At 66.4% G+C, this 16,510-nt stretch carries 14 protein-coding genes; 6 read left to right on the plus strand and 8 right to left on the minus strand.

Translation table 11 applies throughout. The features are described from left to right. Positions 1-23 precede the first annotated feature (23 nt). The 3 genes from P2T60_RS11980 (at position 24) to P2T60_RS11990 (ending at position 1,894) form a co-directional block, all read left to right on the plus strand. A complete protein-coding gene (locus P2T60_RS11980) occupies positions 24-335 on the plus strand; it encodes an MTH1187 family thiamine-binding protein (RefSeq protein WP_276279480.1) in 312 nt (103 codons plus the stop codon). A 112-nt stretch (positions 336-447) separates the two neighbouring features. Further along, positions 448-1,380: a methenyltetrahydromethanopterin cyclohydrolase gene (gene mch, locus P2T60_RS11985; RefSeq protein ID WP_276279481.1), complete on the plus strand. Its 933-nt coding sequence runs from the start codon at positions 448-450 to the stop codon at positions 1,378-1,380. Between the two features lie 25 nt (positions 1,381-1,405). Continuing rightward, a complete protein-coding gene (locus P2T60_RS11990) occupies positions 1,406-1,894 on the plus strand; it encodes a double winged helix-containing putative transcriptional regulator (RefSeq protein WP_276279482.1) in 489 nt (162 codons plus the stop codon). A gap of 1 nt (position 1,895) precedes the next feature. Here the strand turns inward: P2T60_RS11990 and P2T60_RS11995 are convergent, their stop codons facing one another. Continuing rightward, a complete protein-coding gene (locus P2T60_RS11995; protein ID WP_276279483.1) occupies positions 1,896-2,213 on the minus strand; it encodes a helix-turn-helix transcriptional regulator in 318 nt (105 codons plus the stop codon). 109 nt (positions 2,214-2,322) lie between these two features. On the opposite strand from P2T60_RS11995, the gene P2T60_RS12000 reads away from it, so the two are divergent. Beyond that, entirely contained in the window at positions 2,323-2,697 is a 375-nt protein-coding gene (locus tag P2T60_RS12000) for a hypothetical protein (RefSeq protein ID WP_276279484.1), read from the plus strand. Positions 2,698-2,780: 83 nt separating this feature from the next. Here P2T60_RS12000 and P2T60_RS12005 read toward each other — a convergent pair whose 3' ends face one another. The 6 genes from P2T60_RS12005 to P2T60_RS12030 form a co-directional block, all read right to left on the minus strand. Then, entirely contained in the window at positions 2,781-3,617 is an 837-nt protein-coding gene (locus tag P2T60_RS12005) for an RAD55 family ATPase (protein ID WP_276279485.1), read from the minus strand. Positions 3,618-4,311: 694 nt separating this feature from the next. After that, positions 4,312-5,280, minus strand: coding sequence for a beta-ribofuranosylaminobenzene 5'-phosphate synthase family protein (locus P2T60_RS12010; RefSeq protein WP_276279486.1), 969 nt, complete (start codon positions 5,278-5,280; stop codon positions 4,312-4,314). A 54-nt stretch (positions 5,281-5,334) separates the two neighbouring features. Beyond that, positions 5,335-6,294, minus strand: coding sequence for a glycosyltransferase (locus P2T60_RS12015; protein WP_276279487.1), 960 nt, complete (start codon positions 6,292-6,294; stop codon positions 5,335-5,337). 181 nt (positions 6,295-6,475) lie between these two features. Then, positions 6,476-7,558, minus strand: coding sequence for a sugar ABC transporter permease (locus P2T60_RS12020; protein WP_276279488.1), 1,083 nt, complete (start codon positions 7,556-7,558; stop codon positions 6,476-6,478). Next, positions 7,555-8,520, minus strand: coding sequence for a carbohydrate ABC transporter permease (locus P2T60_RS12025; RefSeq protein ID WP_276279489.1), 966 nt, complete (start codon positions 8,518-8,520; stop codon positions 7,555-7,557). The genes P2T60_RS12020 and P2T60_RS12025 overlap by 4 nt, the downstream gene beginning before the upstream one ends. 9 nt (positions 8,521-8,529) lie before the next feature. Beyond that, complete coding sequence (locus tag P2T60_RS12030; protein WP_276279490.1) at positions 8,530-9,822, minus strand: extracellular solute-binding protein; 1,293 nt, start codon at positions 9,820-9,822, stop codon at positions 8,530-8,532. A gap of 626 nt (positions 9,823-10,448) precedes the next feature. On the opposite strand from P2T60_RS12030, the gene P2T60_RS12035 reads away from it, so the two are divergent. Continuing rightward, positions 10,449-11,570 carry an ABC transporter ATP-binding protein gene (locus tag P2T60_RS12035; RefSeq protein WP_276279491.1) on the plus strand — a complete coding sequence of 374 codons (1,122 nt, stop codon included), beginning with the start codon at positions 10,449-10,451 and terminating at the stop codon, positions 11,568-11,570. 32 nt (positions 11,571-11,602) lie between these two features. On the opposite strand, the gene P2T60_RS12040 is transcribed toward P2T60_RS12035, so the two are convergent. Further along, the gene (locus P2T60_RS12040) at positions 11,603-13,777 is read right to left on the minus strand and encodes a DUF7997 domain-containing protein (protein ID WP_276279492.1); all 2,175 of its coding nucleotides are present in this window, start codon (positions 13,775-13,777) and stop codon (positions 11,603-11,605) included. Between the two features lie 106 nt (positions 13,778-13,883). Between P2T60_RS12040 and P2T60_RS12045 the strand changes: the two genes are divergently transcribed. Beyond that, a complete protein-coding gene (locus P2T60_RS12045) occupies positions 13,884-15,971 on the plus strand; it encodes an alpha-amylase family glycosyl hydrolase (RefSeq protein WP_276279493.1) in 2,088 nt (695 codons plus the stop codon). Positions 15,972-16,510: the final 539 nt, after the last annotated feature.

Here is a 16,510-nt window from a genome sequence, read left to right on the forward strand (position 1 = left end):
GGCCCGCTTCGGTTAATTCGTTCATGACCGCAATCGCACTCCTGAGTGTCGCGCCGGTCGTCGAAGACAGCATGGCCGACGAGGTAGCGAAGGCCGTCGCCGCGCTGGACGACTTCGACGTGTCCTACGAGACCAACCCGATGGGGACCGTCATCGAAGCCGACTCCGTGGACGAGTTGTTCGCCGCGGCGCAGGCCGCCCACGAAGCCGTGGACGGCGACCGGGTGAGTACGTTCCTGAAGATAGACGACAAGCGCACGCGCGAGCAACGCGCGCACGAGAAGGTAGATGCGGTTGAAGACGCGCTGGGTCGGGAGGCCAAGCGGGAGCGATAGCCCGCGACTCCGTTTTCGTCGTGCGAACGTCCTCGACTGCGTTCCGAGACAACCTGTCCCGAACTGAGAGCGACTGATAAACGGTTTACGGGGTGACGCCCAATCGACGCGCATGGATAGCCTGAACCGGAACGCGCTCGAACTCGCGGACGAGGCGCTGGACTTCGCCGAGGAGTTGGACATCGGAGCGAGAGAACTCGACAACGGGGCCACCGTCCTCGACTTCGGTCACGAGTTCGACGGCGGAATCGAGGCCGGTCTCCTCCTCGCGGAGATGCAGACCGCGGGTCTCGCCACCGTCCAGACCCGGATGGGCGAGGTTGCGGGCGCGCCGCTCCAGCACGTCGAGTTGACGAGCGACCACCCCGCGCTGGCCCTGCTCTGCTCGCAGAAGGCCGGGTGGGAAGTCAGGACCGAGGACTACGAGGGTCTCGGGAGCGGTCCGGCCCGCGCGCTGGTCGCCGAGGAAGACGAGTTCGCGCGCGTCGGCTACGAGGACGTGTCGGACTTCGCGGTGCTGGCCGTCGAGAGCGACGACTACCCCACCGAGTCGGTCGCCGAACACGTCGCGGACCTGACCGGCGTCGAATCGAGTAGCGTCTTCCTCCCGTCGGTTCCCACCGCGAGCGTGGCGGGGAGCGTCAGCATCGCCTCGCGCGCCGCGGAGATGGCGGTCTTCCGCCTCTCGGAACTGGGCTACGACCCGCTGGACGTGATTAGCGTCGCGGGGTCCGCACCGGTCGCGCCGGTCGCCGGGGACGAAGAGACCGCCATCGCCCGGACCAACGACGCGCTGGCCTACGGCGGGCAGGTCCACCTGACCGTCCGCGAGGAGTTCGACCGCTTCGAGGAAATAGTCTCGACGGCCAACGACGAGTACGGCACCCACTTCGCCGACATCTTCGAGTCGGTCGATTGGGACTTCTACGAGGTAGACGAGAGCGTCTTCGCGCCCGCTCAAGCCACCGTGGACGTGGTGGGCGGCGACACCTACGTCGTGGGCGAGCGAGACGAAGACCTGCTGACCGAGAGCTTCGGTATCTGACCGCGACGAACGGAGGTGAAGAGAGATGCAATTCAAACTGGTTCCCGAACCGCCCGCGGACCTCGACTTCGTGGCCGACGCCCAGCGCGCGGTCCCCCTCGTGCCGGGGAGCGAAGACGACTGCTGTGCCCGGATGTTAGACCGGACCGACCTGACGAGTCGTGACGCCGCCCGGACGTGGCTGACGTTCCTGCGGGCGTTGGGACTCGCCGAGGAAGGGCCGTCGGGGTTCACCCGGACGCGCGAGGACCCGACGCCGGAGTTCCTGCGCGAGCGGTTCCGCGAGAACGTCTTCGGGGTCCCGGCGGTGCTGGAGATTCTGGAGACGGCGGAGGGGTCGCTCTCCGCCGAGGAGGTGTTTGCGGCGTTCGAGAGCGAGGTGCCGACGTGGGAGCATCACAAGAATCCGAACTCGTGGGAGGAGATTTGGGGCGAGCGCGTGGGGTATCTGCTGGAGTGGGGCGTGCTGTTGGGGTTGGTGGAGCGGACGGACGGGGAGTACGTGGCCGAGTGAGTCATTCCTCGCCGTAGTAGTCGTCGTTCGTAGACGCCGAAGTAGCCCGCATCTGGGCCGCGTACCCGGCGATTCGGTCGTCCTCGGCGATGGCCCAGTAGCGTCCGCGGTGTCGGACGAGATTGCGGTCTTCGAGGCGTGACAAGGTGGCTCCGACGCTCCCGCGCTTGATGCCGGTCGCCTCGTGAATCTCGGTCTGCGTGAAGGCTTGCGTGTCGTTCTCGGCGAGGAACTGGAGGATGCGGTAGGGGTTGGTTCCTTCTTGGAGGTCGAGGATGGGGGTCGGGTCCTCGTCGAACTGGTCGATGCTGATGGGCATGTGTGAGTGTAATAAGTACGGCGAAGGAAGCTTTTCGCGTCAATCATTCACAATCTATAATCCCAAAAATTATAGGAGGATTAATAAAATCTAAACGGCTAAGTAAATTATGACAAACCTCTACTCGGTGGTAGAGCGTCTAGAAGTGGGCGATACTATTCTTTGGACCGCAACAGCCGAAGAACGAGATACGAATTTTTCAAGTGTAGATGCAATCACCGAAACGCAAAATGGTGTGGAAGTGCGGGTTTCGGGACCGGGAGGGGGTCAGTACACGCTTGATTTCCCGGAGAACAAGCACCCGAACACCCATTGGCATCCACCTGAAGATAGCCAAGAAACACATCTTGAGGCAGGTCATCAGCGACGACGCGGCGAGGTCTACGTCGGGAGAGGTCCACTGAAAATGCTGACTATCGTCGGTCGTGCTGAAGATACACCGGAGAGTATGGCGTACGAACCCCTCAAAGAAGCACTAAAATAATCGGCTTCGGATTTTGTCACCTATTCTATGAATTAGCCCAGTCTACAAACGGTATAAAAATAATGAGATGCTCACAGACCCTCTCACCGAATCTTCCGCACGTTACTGATGTCGAATCCGCCGTCGTGAATCTCCGTCTCGAAGCGGATGATGTCCTCTTGCTCCAACCTCGACAGCACCCCGCGGAACTCCCGGACGAACATCACCCGGTCGCGTTCGTTGCCGCCGGTCTCCCACTCGAAGGCGATGGTGCCGTCGGCCGCGCCCATCAGACTCCCCATCTGGGTGTCCGAGAGGGCTTCCTGATTGACGAGGACGAGAATCAGGCCGTCCCACGCGCGCGAGGCCTTCTGAAGCCCTTTGACCAGCAGGGTGATGTCGCTCCAGTCTAAGTGTTCGTTCGGCGCGCGGGCGAGGTCCGTCAGCGAGTCGATGACGACGAGGTTGCCCGAAGCGTACTCGTTGAGGTACTCGCCGAGCGCCTCCAACACGCCGCGGCGGTCGCTTCCCTGTCCGAGGTCCGTGATGGTCTGGGTCTTTCTGGTGTACCACTCGCGGGGAATCGCCGAGAGTTGGAAGTACTCCTGACTGAAGTCGGCGAACTCGACGGTCGAGACGCCCGCGTGGACGAGTTCCTCGCTCATCGTGAACTCGATTTCTCGGCGGAGTTCGTCCCCGCTGGCGGTGAACGAGACGTAGTGAATGTCCTCGGGGACCGCCGCGCGGTCGGACACGTCGCCGTAGTGGAGTTCGAACTGCTCCTCGTCGGTGTGGGCCAACCCGTTGATGGTCGCGGACGTGTAGCAGAACTCGCGGGCACCGGCCCCGGCCTCGCCCGCCAGCAGGACGACGCTTCCGGGCGGTGCGCCGCCGCCGATGATGTCGTCGAGTCGGGAGACGCCGAACGGAACTCTGGCCATGTCTCTCGGGTCGAACGTCTCAATCGCGGTGCTTGGGTCTTTCGTCTGCGGTGGTTCGCCGAGGGTTCAGTAGCGGTGTGTCTCGTTTTGAACAGAATTTTGTTTTCTTAAAATGGTTAAATATTTCTTAAGCATAACTATAAAATTGTATCCGGTTGCGGAGACGGGTCATCAGCGCACCGGGCCGACTCGAACCGGCGAAGAACGCCACCGCGACCACGCCGCACGGTGACGCAGGACGACGAGGGACCGCTTCGACGTGAACGGCGACGTGGAACGACGACGAGAACGGGAGCGACTGCTTGAGCCAATCAGACTGCACCGTACCGCCACAGCACCGCACCGTACCGCCACAGCACCGCACCGTACCGCCACAGCACCGCACCGTACCGCCACAGCACCGCACTGCCACCGCACTGCCACCGCACCGCGCCCCCGTTCCTCCCCGCGTGCGTCTGCGCTCGCGAACGCGAGCGCAGACGCGGCGCGTCCCGGGGTCTGACACTCCGGGCGCGTCCTGCACAAAGACTCCGGGCGCGTCCTGCACAAAGGTTCAAGTACCGAGACGCGACGAACCCTGCCCGGACGCCTCGCGCGGTTCTGGGCGCGGGCGGCGCGCGGGCACTGCCCGCGCGCCGCGGGACCGCCAGTCCGACTACCCCGAGAGGGCTGAGCCATCTACCTACCTATCTACCTACTCGCGTTCGACCCGCGCACCCCGGTTGCGCGGTTCGGCGACCAGCACCTCACCGCCGACGCCCGCCGCCGAGAGTGCGGCGTGGGCCGCTTCGTGGGCGGCCTCGACCCGGTTTTCGGTCGTCACGCCGTACACCGCGGGACCCCACGACGACTGGCCAGCGCCAGCTATCGCGGCCGACTCCGAGAGGCGCGCGACGAGTTCGCCGACCGGCGGTCGGTAGACCCCGCCCTGCTCGTCGGCGTACCACGCGCCGTTGAGACGGCCGACTTCGGCGACGGCCGCGCCGAAGTCGTCGGCGTCCCCCTCGGCGACCGCGGGCAGGACGCGCCGAGCGACGACTGCGGCGATTTCGTCGGCGAGTTTCGGGTCCGCGCTCTCGACCACCGACCGCATGCTCTCGTCCTCGCCGTCGCCGCTCCGACCGGGTTCGGAGTCGGGCAGGACGACGACGAACCGCCAGTCGTCGGGCACCTCGTGGCGGGCCGCCACCGCCGGGACCGACCACTCCCCGCGCGGCGGTCGGTCGGCGGTGAACCGCTCGGTTGGGTGGCCGGAGTCCACGACGAATCCGCCCGACTCGAACGTGGCGACCCCGACCCCGCTCCGCCCACCCCGACCGAGTTTGGGCGCGCGCTCCCGAACCCGCCGCTCGCGGTCGTGGGCGCGAGCGACCGCCGCGAGGACCGCGAGTGCCAACTGGGTTCCGCTCCCGAGTCCGACGTGGCGGAGGAGCGTCCGCTCGATTGTCACGTCCGCACCCGGCACGTCGAGCAGTTCGGTCGCTCGTCGGGCGTACTCGCGGGCGTCGTCGTGGTCACATCGCACTGTCTCGGCGGCGTCGGCGGTCACGACGACGCGCGGCGAGTCGAGCGCAATCCCGAGCGACCCGTAGAGTCGCGCGTGCGCCAACGAGAGATTCTGAAAGCCGAAGTGGAGACGCCCCCCCGCCGTGACCCGAGCCATGTCCTCCGTTTCGAGGGGGACGGGGTTCGTCGTTCCGACAGTGGCAAAAACTGGTCAGGTCAACTCCGCGAGAACGTGGTCGGCGACCCGTTCGACCCCGTTGTCGTGGTCCGGTTCGTTCGGCGGATGTCGGACCGCTCGGGCGACGTGGGTCACGGAGTGTTCGACCTGAAAGCCCCGAACGCCTTTGCGTTCGAGGACCCGGGTCACGCCGTGTTGCTCGTCGGTGAACGGGTAGACGACGCAGGGCGTGCCGCCGACTGCGGCCTCCATCACGGTGGAGTAGCCCGAACACACCACCACGTCGGCGGCCCGAATCCACGGCAAGAGCGCGGGAACCGGTTCCCACGCCTCGTCGCCGACCAGCGTCACCTCGTGGCCTTCGGTCCGCAGGGTCTCGGCGAGTACGTCGAAGTTCGTGGAGTAGACGCTCGGAACGACCAACACGTCCACGTCGTCTTCGGGCGGCGGACAGTCTCCGGGGTCGAGCGCGACGGGCGGAACGTGAGTCACGCCCGGCGGGTCGCCCTCGTCGGGCGGCCACACCGCCGGGTAGAGGAACGACTCGGCGGCACCCAACTGGTAGCGGTTGAGGAGCCACGTGAACACCTGTTCGACGGCGGCGTCGTAGTAGGACGCCGCGTTGTGCGTGACGATGTAGAGCGGGGTCCCGGTCAGCGGCGCGGCCATCGCCGCGAACATGTCGTCCGTCACCAGCGCCGCGGGGTCCTCGCGCCGGAGCCACCGAACGAAGTCGAAGACGCGCTTACCGCTGTAGGGGAGGCTTCTGGTGAGGACCCGGCCGAGGGAACCCTGCTGGTAGTCGCCGATGTAATCGACCGGCGCGGCCCGGAACACCTCGTAGCCGTTGTGTTCGATGAATCGGGAACCGGGGCCGCCGCCAGCGAGCGCAATCTCCGCACCCGCGTCTTCGAAGGCCTGCGCGACGGCGAGCATCCGAGTCGCGTGGCCAGCGCCTTCGGGGTAGTGGGCGACGGCGACCGTCTGGTCCATGGCGTCCTTTCGACGGGCGTCCCGAAAGTATGTTCTCATTCCAGAATTTCGTTGGAACGTCGGAGCGTCACCGGCAGTTCCGCGTATCGGCCGCTTCGCCTTCGTTTCCGGCCGGGACGACCGAAAGTCACCGACGCCCGAAAAGAGTGACTTCGAGGTTACAGGACGGGACCGGGACGGGTCAGCCTTCCATCCCGCTGAACGAGAGACCGCCCTCGATGTACCGCTGGGCGAACAGGTAGACGAGCATGATGGGTGAGGCGAACGTGAGCGCGAACGCCGAGAACCGCGCCCACGGCACCGAGTACTCGCTGACCAGCGAGAACAACCCGACCGGCAGGGTGTAGTTGTCGGTCCCGAGCAACGTCTGGGCGACGACGAACTCCGTCCACCCCGTGAGGAAGGTGAAGATGAAGACCGTCGCCAGTCCCGCCTTCGACAGCGGAAGGATGACTTCCACGACGACCCGCCACGCGGGAGCGCCGTCTACGACCGCGGCCTCCTCGTAGGAGACCGGGATGCCGTCCATGTAGGTCTTCAACAGCCACGTGTTGAACGGGACCGCTGTCGCGGCGTAGTACACCGACAGCGCGAGTTTGCTGTCGTTGAGTCCGACCTGCACGAACACGGTGTAGAGTCCGATGAGCAGTGCGATTCCGAGACCGCCGCCGACCTGCGTCAACAGCACGTAGCCGAACAGAATCTTCCGGCGGCCGATGAACTTCCGGCGCGAGAGCGCGTACGCGCCGGGGACGACCAGACACATCGACAGGATGACCGTCGGGATGGCGACGGTGAGACTGTTCCACAGGAACTTCTTGAAGTCCGAAGGGTTCTCGACGCCGTAGGCCGAGGCGTCGAGGAACGCAATCCGTGGCGTGTCGAACACCAGTGCCGCGTCGGTGAGCGGGATGCCCAGCGCGATGCGGTAGCTCGGTACGATGAGGTCGCCCAGAACCCAGACGAACGGTTGGACCGACGGTTGCTCGGGGAACAATCGCAGGCCGTCCACGGAGTGTATCGACCCGCCGGACCCCGACAGCGCCGAGACGAGTATCCAGTAGATGGGGAACAGAAGCGTGAGGACAACGACTAACGCACCGGCCGTCAGTCCGAGACTCTTGAGCGGTCGCACCGGCGAAATCTCACCCTTCCGAATCCCGCGAGCGGTGTAGCGTGCCTCCCGGAACACCTCGACCGGCGTCGTCGCTAGTCCCACCGCATCGTCTCTGAGGTTCCGAGCGACCGAACGGAGCAGACTCACGCGTCGTTCACCCCGTCCGCGAGTTTCCCGCGCTTGACGTTCAGCCACATGAACGCTCCGATGAACGCGATGGCGACGAGGCTAATCGCCGCGCCCTGTCCGTACTCGAAGTAGGTGAACGCCTCTCGGTAGCCGTAGACGACGATGAGTTCGTTCGCGCGCGCCGGACCGCCCTGATTGAACACGTAGGGGATGAGGAACTGCTGGAACGACGCCGCGGCCGTCAGGATGGACGCGAACAGGACCGGCCGCTTGATGGACGGCAGGGTGACGTGCAGGAATCGCGCGAAGTAGCCCGCGCCGTCTACCTTCGCGGCTTCGTGGAGTTCCTCGGACACGTCCTGAAGCGCACTCACGGTGATGATGACCATGAAGGGGTAGGCTAGCCACGCCTCGGTGACGTTGTAGGCGAGAAACGCCATCCAACGGTCGCTCAGCCACGACACCGACGAGAAGCCCAGTGCCCCGAGAACCTGATTCGCCAGTCCGAACTCCGCGGAACTGAAGATACCGCGCCACACCGTGATGGTGAAGATAGCGGGCAGGCCCATCGGAATAATGATGAGCGAGCGCATCACGCGCTTGCCACGCACTCGGTCGCCGGTGACGACCAGCGCGACGCCGATGCTCAGCGTCAACTTCAGCACGACGCTCGTGGCGACGAACAGCCACGTGATGCCGAAGGAGTTCCAGAACTGCGGGTCGGTCAGGACGGTGACGTAGTTCTGGACGCCGACGAACGCCGCCTCCCCGAACGTCAGCACCGACAGCGCACCTTCGCCCGCGAACAGGTTCGACGGTTCGGCGTTCGTAAAGGAGATGCCCAGCAGGTAGAGGATGGGAAACAGCATGAACGCCGAGAAGACGAACAGGCCGGGCAACACGAGCAACAGCGAGGCGTCTTCTCGTTCGAGGAAGGGCACGTCCTCGACCCGCCGGGCGACGCGAGAGGCAGTACTCATTGGTGTGGTCTACTCCCAGTTCTCTCGGACGGTCTTCTCGGCCTGCTCCATCGCTTTCTCGACGCCCGCGTCGCCGTTGAAGACCTTGGTGAGCGCGTCGGTGAGCGGTTGCCACACCTTCCCCATCTTGGGGTGGGTCGGCATCGGGACGCCCATCTGGACCGTCTCTGAGAACGCCTTCACGTCCGCGGGGAGGGCGTCGCTTCCCGCGAGACTCTCCAGAACCGGGATGCTACCCTGCTCTTTGGCGGCCTGCTTCAGCAGGTCCTCGTCGGTGGCGTACCACTCGGCGAACGACTGGGCGGCGGCGGTGCTGGCGTCGTCGTTCTCCATCGCCTTCGAGAAATACCACATCTGGATGCCGGTGTAGGGCTGGGGTTCGCCGCCCTCGGGCGTCGGGAGCGTAGTGACGCCGAAGTCCACGCCCTTCTCGTTGAGCGTGGCGAGGTACCACGGGCCGTTGATGGCGAACGCGGCGTTTCCCTCCGAGAACGGCGCGGCTTGGGCCTCGTAGCTCGGGTCCTTCGGCATGTAGGGCTTGAAGTTGTCGAGCGCGAACTGGATGCCCTCGACGGTCTTGGAGTCGGTCAGGCCGAGCATCGGGTCCTTGTCGGGGTCGAAGTAGTAGCCGCCGAACGCCTGACCCCACGCGCTGACGAAGTAAGGGTCGAAGGGGTAACTGAGACCGTAGGTGTTGTTGCCGGGGTCGTGGTGTTTCTCCATCGCGGACTTCATGTCGGCGACGGTCTCGGGCGCTTCGTCCACTATCTCCTTGTTGTAGACGAGCGTCACCGTCTCGGCGGCGTAGGGTAGACCCACTACGTTGCCATCGAACCGGACGGCCTCGGCCGCGGCGTCGGTGAAGGTGTCGAGTTCGACGCCGAGTTGGTCGCTCCGGTCGGTGACGAACCCGCGCTGGTAGTAGTCGCCCACCCAGTCGTGCGCCCAGTCGAACAGTTCCGGTCCCTGTCCGGCCGGAACCGCGCTCGTGGTCTTCTTCTTCAGGTCGGAGATGTCCGACCCCTCTATGGCGTGCTTCGAGTCGCCGTTGAACTGCTTCAACGCCTGCTTTCGGGCCTGTAGCTCCGTGTCCTGAAGCTGGTACCACGCCTTCGCGGTCCCCGCGGGACCGGTCGCGGTGGTCTCGGTCTGGTCGGAGTCGTCGCCGCTGGTGGTGTCGCTCCCGCCGTCTCCGCTGGTCGTCGTGTCGTTCTGCTCCTGAACGCTCGCACACCCTGCCAGAGCGCCGACGAGTCCCGTCACGCCGATGCTCTTGAGAGCTGTTCTGCGATTCATTGTCATGGGGTGAATAAGTGTTGAATTAGTTGTTCATGACTTAAAGGCTTGGGTTTCAACACGGTCTTTCACGGCAGACGCGATGTGAGAAAAGGAATCGAACCGCGCCGTTCGGCGTCGTTGGGGTCGGAAGCCCGGCTAAATCCCTCGGTTCGTCGCGGCGAGGGGTCCGGACGAGTGGCAGTCGTCACGGCGAACCGCGCTCACGCTTCGCGTGCGCGCTGGCCGTCTATCGCCGACCGCATCGCCGACGCGCGAGGTCGAGTATCGTCGCTCGAGAGAACTGAGACCCCCGTCGCGTGAAGGAGACCACGGCGTCCGGGTCGGTCGCGGGCGCGGGTCGCGCCGTGCGCGACCCGCGCACCGCCGAGAGACCTTCTGAATAAATACGTCTTAGCAATATAGGTATTTCTAAGAGAAATGTATAGTTATCTCACCTCGGCGAGGCGTCCGCTCGCGCGCGAGCGGACGCCGACGCTCGGTCCGGTCGGACCACGCCGTCGCGCGACCACTGTCGGACCGACGGGACCGATTCGCGGGGGGAACCGCTTCGAAAAGCGACGAAATAATGCGTCACAGATTTAGCGAAGAAGGCAAGAGTTAAACCTTGGCAGACGTACGCAAGGAGAACGATGGCGACTGTAACGCTACGCGACCTCAGAAAGGAGTACTCCAACGGCCAAATCGTGGCCGTGGACGACGTTGACCTCTCGGTCGAAGACGGCGAGTTCGTCACCGTCGTCGGCCCGTCGGGATGCGGGAAATCGACCACCCTGCGGATGATTGCCGGTCTCGAACGACCGACCGACGGCGGCGTCCACATCGGCGACGACGACGTGACAGACGTTCACGCGCGCAAGCGGGACGTAGCGATGGTGTTCCAGAACTACGCGCTCTACCCGCACAAGACCGTCGAACAGAACATGGCGTTCGGCCTGCGGATGAGTACCGACCTCTCGAAGGACGAACGCCGCGAGAAAGTCCGGGACACCGCCGCGATGATGGGCATCGAGGACCTCTTAGACCAGAAACCCGACGAACTCTCGGGCGGCCAGAAACAACGGGTCGCGCTCGGCCGGGCCATCGTCCGGGACCCCGACGTGTTCCTGTTCGACGAACCACTCTCGAACCTCGACGCCAAACTCCGGACGACGATGCGCACCGAGATTCAGCGCCTCCAGAACGAACTGGGCACCACCTCAATCTACGTGACCCACGACCAAGAGGAGGCGATGACGATGGGCGACCGCATCGTCATCCTCGACGGGGGCGAGCTCCAGCAGACCGGCGTCCCGAAGGAAGTGTACAACGACCCGGCAAACGCCTTCGTCGGCGGGTTCATCGGGTCGCCGAGCATGAACTTCCTCGACGTGTCGGTCGAGGACGCCGGGACCACCCGACTCGTCGGGGACGGCGAGTTCGACTACGAACTCCGAGACGACCGACTCCGAAGCGCGGTCCGGGGCCGCGACAGGGTGAAACTCGGCGTCCGACCCGAGGACGTGACGGTCACGGAACCGGGCGACAACGCCGTCGAGACCACCGTCGAGGTCATCGAACCGGTCGGGTCGGACAACTACCTCCACCTCTCGGTGGGCGAGGACTTCATCGCGCGGGTCCCCTCGGACGTGGAACCCGACAACGGCGAGACGGTTCACGTCTCGTTCGACCCGGCGGACCTCCACCTCTTCGACGCCGACGACGGCGAGTCGCTGTTGTACGAGTCCGAGCAGTCGGCGGCACCGACCGTCTGAAAATTCGGTTCGCTCGCTTCGCTCGCTTCTTCCTACTCGCTCGGCACGGCCGCGGGTTCGTCGGCCAACAGGTCTCGCTCGGCCAGCAACGCGAGCGTGGTCGTCCGGAGCGCGTGGGGCCACCCAAGCGGCGTGGCGCTGTCGGGCGTGCCCTCGTCGAACACCTGTTCGGGCAGGAGCGCACCATTCAGGCAGAGCGGTCCGCCGGGCAGGACCAGACTCAGCAGGTCGCGGGCCGTCGCCGCGAACTCCTCGGCCCGCGGGTCGTCGCGGTCGGCCAACAGCGCCGCGAGGTTGGCCGACGCGAACGCGCCCCACGCGGTCGAAACCGTCCAAATCTTCTCGTCGTCCTGCGAGCGGGTCCGCCAGTCGTCGCCCTCGTAGCGGACCAACCCGCGGGCCGAACTCGCGTCGGGGTCGCGGTGGAGTTCGTCCACCACGGTCCGGACGTGCGAGACGAGTCTGTCGAGGCGGCGGTCATCGACCTCGCCCACGCGGTCGTACGCGCGGTGCGCGCTCGCCAGCGCGAGCGACCCCGAGTCACACCGCGTGTCGAGGTCACCCGGTTCGAACCGGACGCTCCCGTCGTCGCCGGTCTCGGTCTCCGCGACGAGGCGATAGCCGAAGATTCCCCGGTCGGGGACCCAGAGGTCGTCGAGCGCCTCGTACACCCGGTCGGCTTGCGCTCGGGCGCGGTCCGAGAGGTCGGCCGGGTCGGACGGGTCGGCGTCGTCGCCGACCCGTCCGACTCCGCCCACCGCGGCGAGGTCCGCCTCGCCGTCGGCGACCGTGGCGTACGCTTCGAGGAACGTCGCCGCGGTGTGGGAGAACCGGCCGGTGGCGTCCTCCCACGCGTTCTGACAGGCGACCGGCAGGCCGTCGGACTCGACCGTCCGGTCGAGTCCGACGAGCGCGTCCGCGAGGGTCTCTCTCGTCCGACTTGCGAGGTCGGCGTCGAGTTCGGGGAGCGAGTCGGCGAGGTACGCGACGACGCTGGCGGTCTGGTCGGCCTGATAGTCGAGGTAGTCCGGGTCGTCGCCGACCGAGAGGTGGCTGTTGGCCCATCCGGGTGCGAGCGACCGGTTGCGGGGCCAGACCCGGTGGGGCCACGTCCCGTCTCGCAGTTGGGTCGCGCAGTAACTCTCGGCGCTCCGGGCGTGCCAGTCGCCGAGTCCGAGACCGAACCGCCGGTCGGCGTGGAGGAGGAACCGCGAGATTTCGGCGTCGTCGCGGAACCACGTGTAGCCGTACCCCCCGGAGTGGACGTAGTAGGGGTCGAACTCGGGTCCGGCGATGCGGAGTCCGGTCGGGGCCGACAGCGAACCGAGGACCCGGAGGTCGGCCGCCACCGCGTCTCGCTCGGGGAGGTCGACCGGGACCGGCGGCGCACGCTCGTCGGCCGCCCGCTTCAGCACCTCGGCGTCGTCGTACTCGGTGAGAACCGCCGAGAGACGGTCGAGAGCCGCCTCGCGGTCGGTTTCGGCCGCGTCGGTCAGCAGGGTCGCGAACGTCACCGCGCCGTCCTCGAAGGGGAGGCGACAGTACAGGTCGCCGCTCAGACTCGACTCTTCTCGGCGGCCGCCCTCGTCGGTCGCGGGTCGCTCGACCGGGGCGGCGTCGAGCAGGCGCTCGAAGTCGGCCGGGATACATCCGCGGGCGGTAGCGAACCCGGTCGCGCTACCCACGTAGTCGTGTTCGTCGTCGTGGTACAGTTCCACCGCGTCGGCGTGGTGGAGTTGGGCGACCCCCGTGTCGCGGCCGTCGGGCGAGAACCCGAGGAAGGCGACCAGTTCGGCGTCGTCGCGCTCGCGCGCTTCGCGCGGCTCGCGCTCGACGCGGGTCACGTGCGCGTGCCCGAGCGTGAGGTCGTACTGGGTGACGGTCTCGCCGTCGGGGAGTCGATGCTCGGTGACGACGAGCGTCGTGTCGCCGTGATACGTCTGGGAAGTCGTCTCGCAGTCGTCGAACCACGCGAGTTCGCCGTCGCGCCGGACGCCGAGTCTGGCCGCGTCCAGACCGTGGCGGCCGGTCAGGGGCGACCCGAAGTCGCGGGGACTTCCATCGCGGTCCACGTGGACGAGTCGGCCCGAGTCGTTCGCGGGGGTGTATCCGGAGAATCGGCCCGTCGTCGTTCGTCGCTCGCCGGGAAATCGGGTGTCGTGGCCCTCGTGACGTTTGAAGTCGTCGAGAGCGTCGCGGAGTTGCATTGAGAAAACGAACGCGGCGACCCCGTTAATAACCTTTGGTGTAATTGTTGTTCACACATGCACAGTTAGCGGAACAGTGAAGTGCGTCGGCGCGGGCCGTGGGAGTATGCACGAACCCGGTCCGCCGAGATTCACGCACGTCGGCGCGTCGGTCGAACTCGCTCCGCGACGGCCGGACGCCGTGTCGGACGCCGACGACCGGCCCGACGCTCGTTTCTCGTGGCGCGTCCGCGACCGACCCGAGAGTAGCGAAGTCGGCGTCGGCGACGGCCCGGTCGTCCATCTGGAACCGGACGAGTCGGGCGTATACGCCCTCGAACTCGACGCGCCCGACGGCACCCACCGCCAAGTCGTCCGGGCGTTTCCCGACCCCCGCAAGGAGGTCCGGTTCGACGCGCCGGTCGCCGACCTGCCGGTCCCGGCCGACGAGGTGGAGTCCGTCTCGCTCACCGGTCCGTTCAACGACTACACGCTCGGCCGCGACAGGATGGTCCGGGAAGGAGACGGCTACGTCGCCGACTTCGACCTGCCGCCGGGCGACCACGAGGGCATCTGCGTCGTCAACGACGACTTCGAACACTGCCACGACGTGGCGGTTTCGGTCTCCGGTCCGGGTCGGCCCCGCGTCCACCTCGACGGCCGCGTCGAGGGCGAGACGCTGGTCGTGACCGCGCGGGCCGAGTCAGCACCGGAGGGGAGCGACCCCGAAGTGGAGTTCTGGCTGGACGACCGCGACGACCTGTCGGAGTCGGCCGTCGAGTCGGACGGGTCGGAGTTGCGCGTGGCGGTGGCCGACCTGCCCGAGCGCGCGCGAATCCACGCCGTCGCAGTGGCCGAGCGACACAGCGTCGCCGACACGCTGGTCGTGGCGGCCGACGCCGAGGTGTCGGTCTCGCGGCCCAACGACCCGCCGGAGTGGGCGCGCCACGCGACGGTGTACCAGATTTTCGTCCGGCGGTTCGCGGGCGAGACGGTCGAGACGACCTTCGAGGAGATAGAGCGCCGGGTGCCGTACCTCGAATCGCTCGACGTGGACTGCCTGTGGCTGACCCCCGTCGTGGGGAGTCCGACCGACCACGGCTACCACGTCACCGACTACTTCGACACCGCCGCGGACCTCGGGACCCGCGCCGAGTTCGAGTCGCTGGTCGAGCGCCTGCGGGAGGCCGGGATTCGGGTCGTGTTCGACCTCGTAATCAACCACACGTCGCGGGACCACCCGGCGTTCCAGATGCACGCGGCGGGCGTGGACGAGTACGCCGACTACTACGAGCGAGTGCCTGCGGACCTCGACGGCACCGACCGGGACGCGCTCCCCGAGGACGACACCGACTGGGCGGGCGAGGGCGTACCGGGCTACCTGTTCAACTGGACGCGCATCCCGAACCTGAACTACGACTCGCTGGCGGTCCGGTCGTGGATGCTGGACGTAATCGACGAGTGGGCACCGCTGGTCGACGGCTTTCGCGCGGACGTGGCGTGGGGCGTCCCCCACGGCTTCTGGAAGGAGGTCCGCGAGCGCCTGAAGTCGGCCGACTCGGAGTTTTTCCTGCTGGACGAGACCATCCCGCGGGACCCCCAGTTCCACGAGAGCGAGTTCGACGCCCACTACGACACCGCCCTCTACGGCGCGCTCCGGGAAATCGGACGCGGCGAGGCCCCCGCCGAAGCCCTGTTCGAGGCGCTGGACGCGAACCGCCGGGAGGGGTTCCCCGAGTCGTCGCTTCTGCTCCGCTACGTCGAGAACCACGACGAGACGCGCTATATCGAGGAGTGCGACGAAGCGGCGCTCCGCGCGGCGGCGGGCGCGACGTTCACCCTGCCGGGCGCGCCGATGGTGTACTACGGGCAGGAGCGGGGCGTCGAGGAACAGCGCGGGGTGATGCAGTGGCACGACGGGGACGCCGACCTCAGCGCGTTCCACCGCCGACTCTCGCGCCTGCGGAGCGAGCGGCCGGTCTTGCGGACCGGCCGCGTCGAGCGAATCGACCGGGACGGCGACGACCGAACCGTCGCGTTCGCCCGCGACGACGGCGAAAATCGACTGGTCGTCGCCCTCAACTTCGGCGACGACCCCCGCGAGGTCCGTCTCGGCGAGTCGGTCGCCGAGACGGACCTGCTGACCGGCGAGTCCGTCGCCGCCGGGGACGGCGTGACAGTCGCCGACGCGGTGGTCCTCGAAAGCGAGATGTGAGACATATATAGATATTTTAAGAGCAGGAAATTCATTCTTTAGGAACGAATTTTCTTGCTACAGGCGCGCTTGGCGCGACGGTCCACGGGACGCGCCCGGCCGACCGACCGCCAGCGAACGCTCGGCCCATCAACCGCCGTCGGGTGGATAAAGGGGTCGCCCGCTCGCGTTCGTCGTGGTCGTCTCCGCGGGCCACTATTCGAGCGGTCTGCGGAGCGGAGCAACGCAGACTTCGGCAGTCGCACGCCCGCATGGTTCGAGAGCAACGCTCTCGTCATCCCGAAAATCTCCGATTTTCGGAGACAGCGAAGCGAGCAGGAACGTCTGCCGGTGAACGCAGTGAGCGAGAATATCCCGCGGAGCGACCGCGAGCGGGCGGGACTTTCCGAGCCTTCGTCACGGCGAATCGTGCCGTTCCTGTATCGACTCGTGCCGAGCAGACCACGATTTTCGAGGGCGACGCGACGACTCCGAACTCCCTCGACCAACCTGTAACAGCGGGAATCGCGTCAGACGCGGCGCTTAAGTGGCGTCCCCGG

It is taken from the genome of Halorussus caseinilyticus (assembly GCF_029338395.1).
GTDB lineage: Archaea > Halobacteriota > Halobacteria > Halobacteriales > Haladaptataceae > Halorussus > Halorussus caseinilyticus.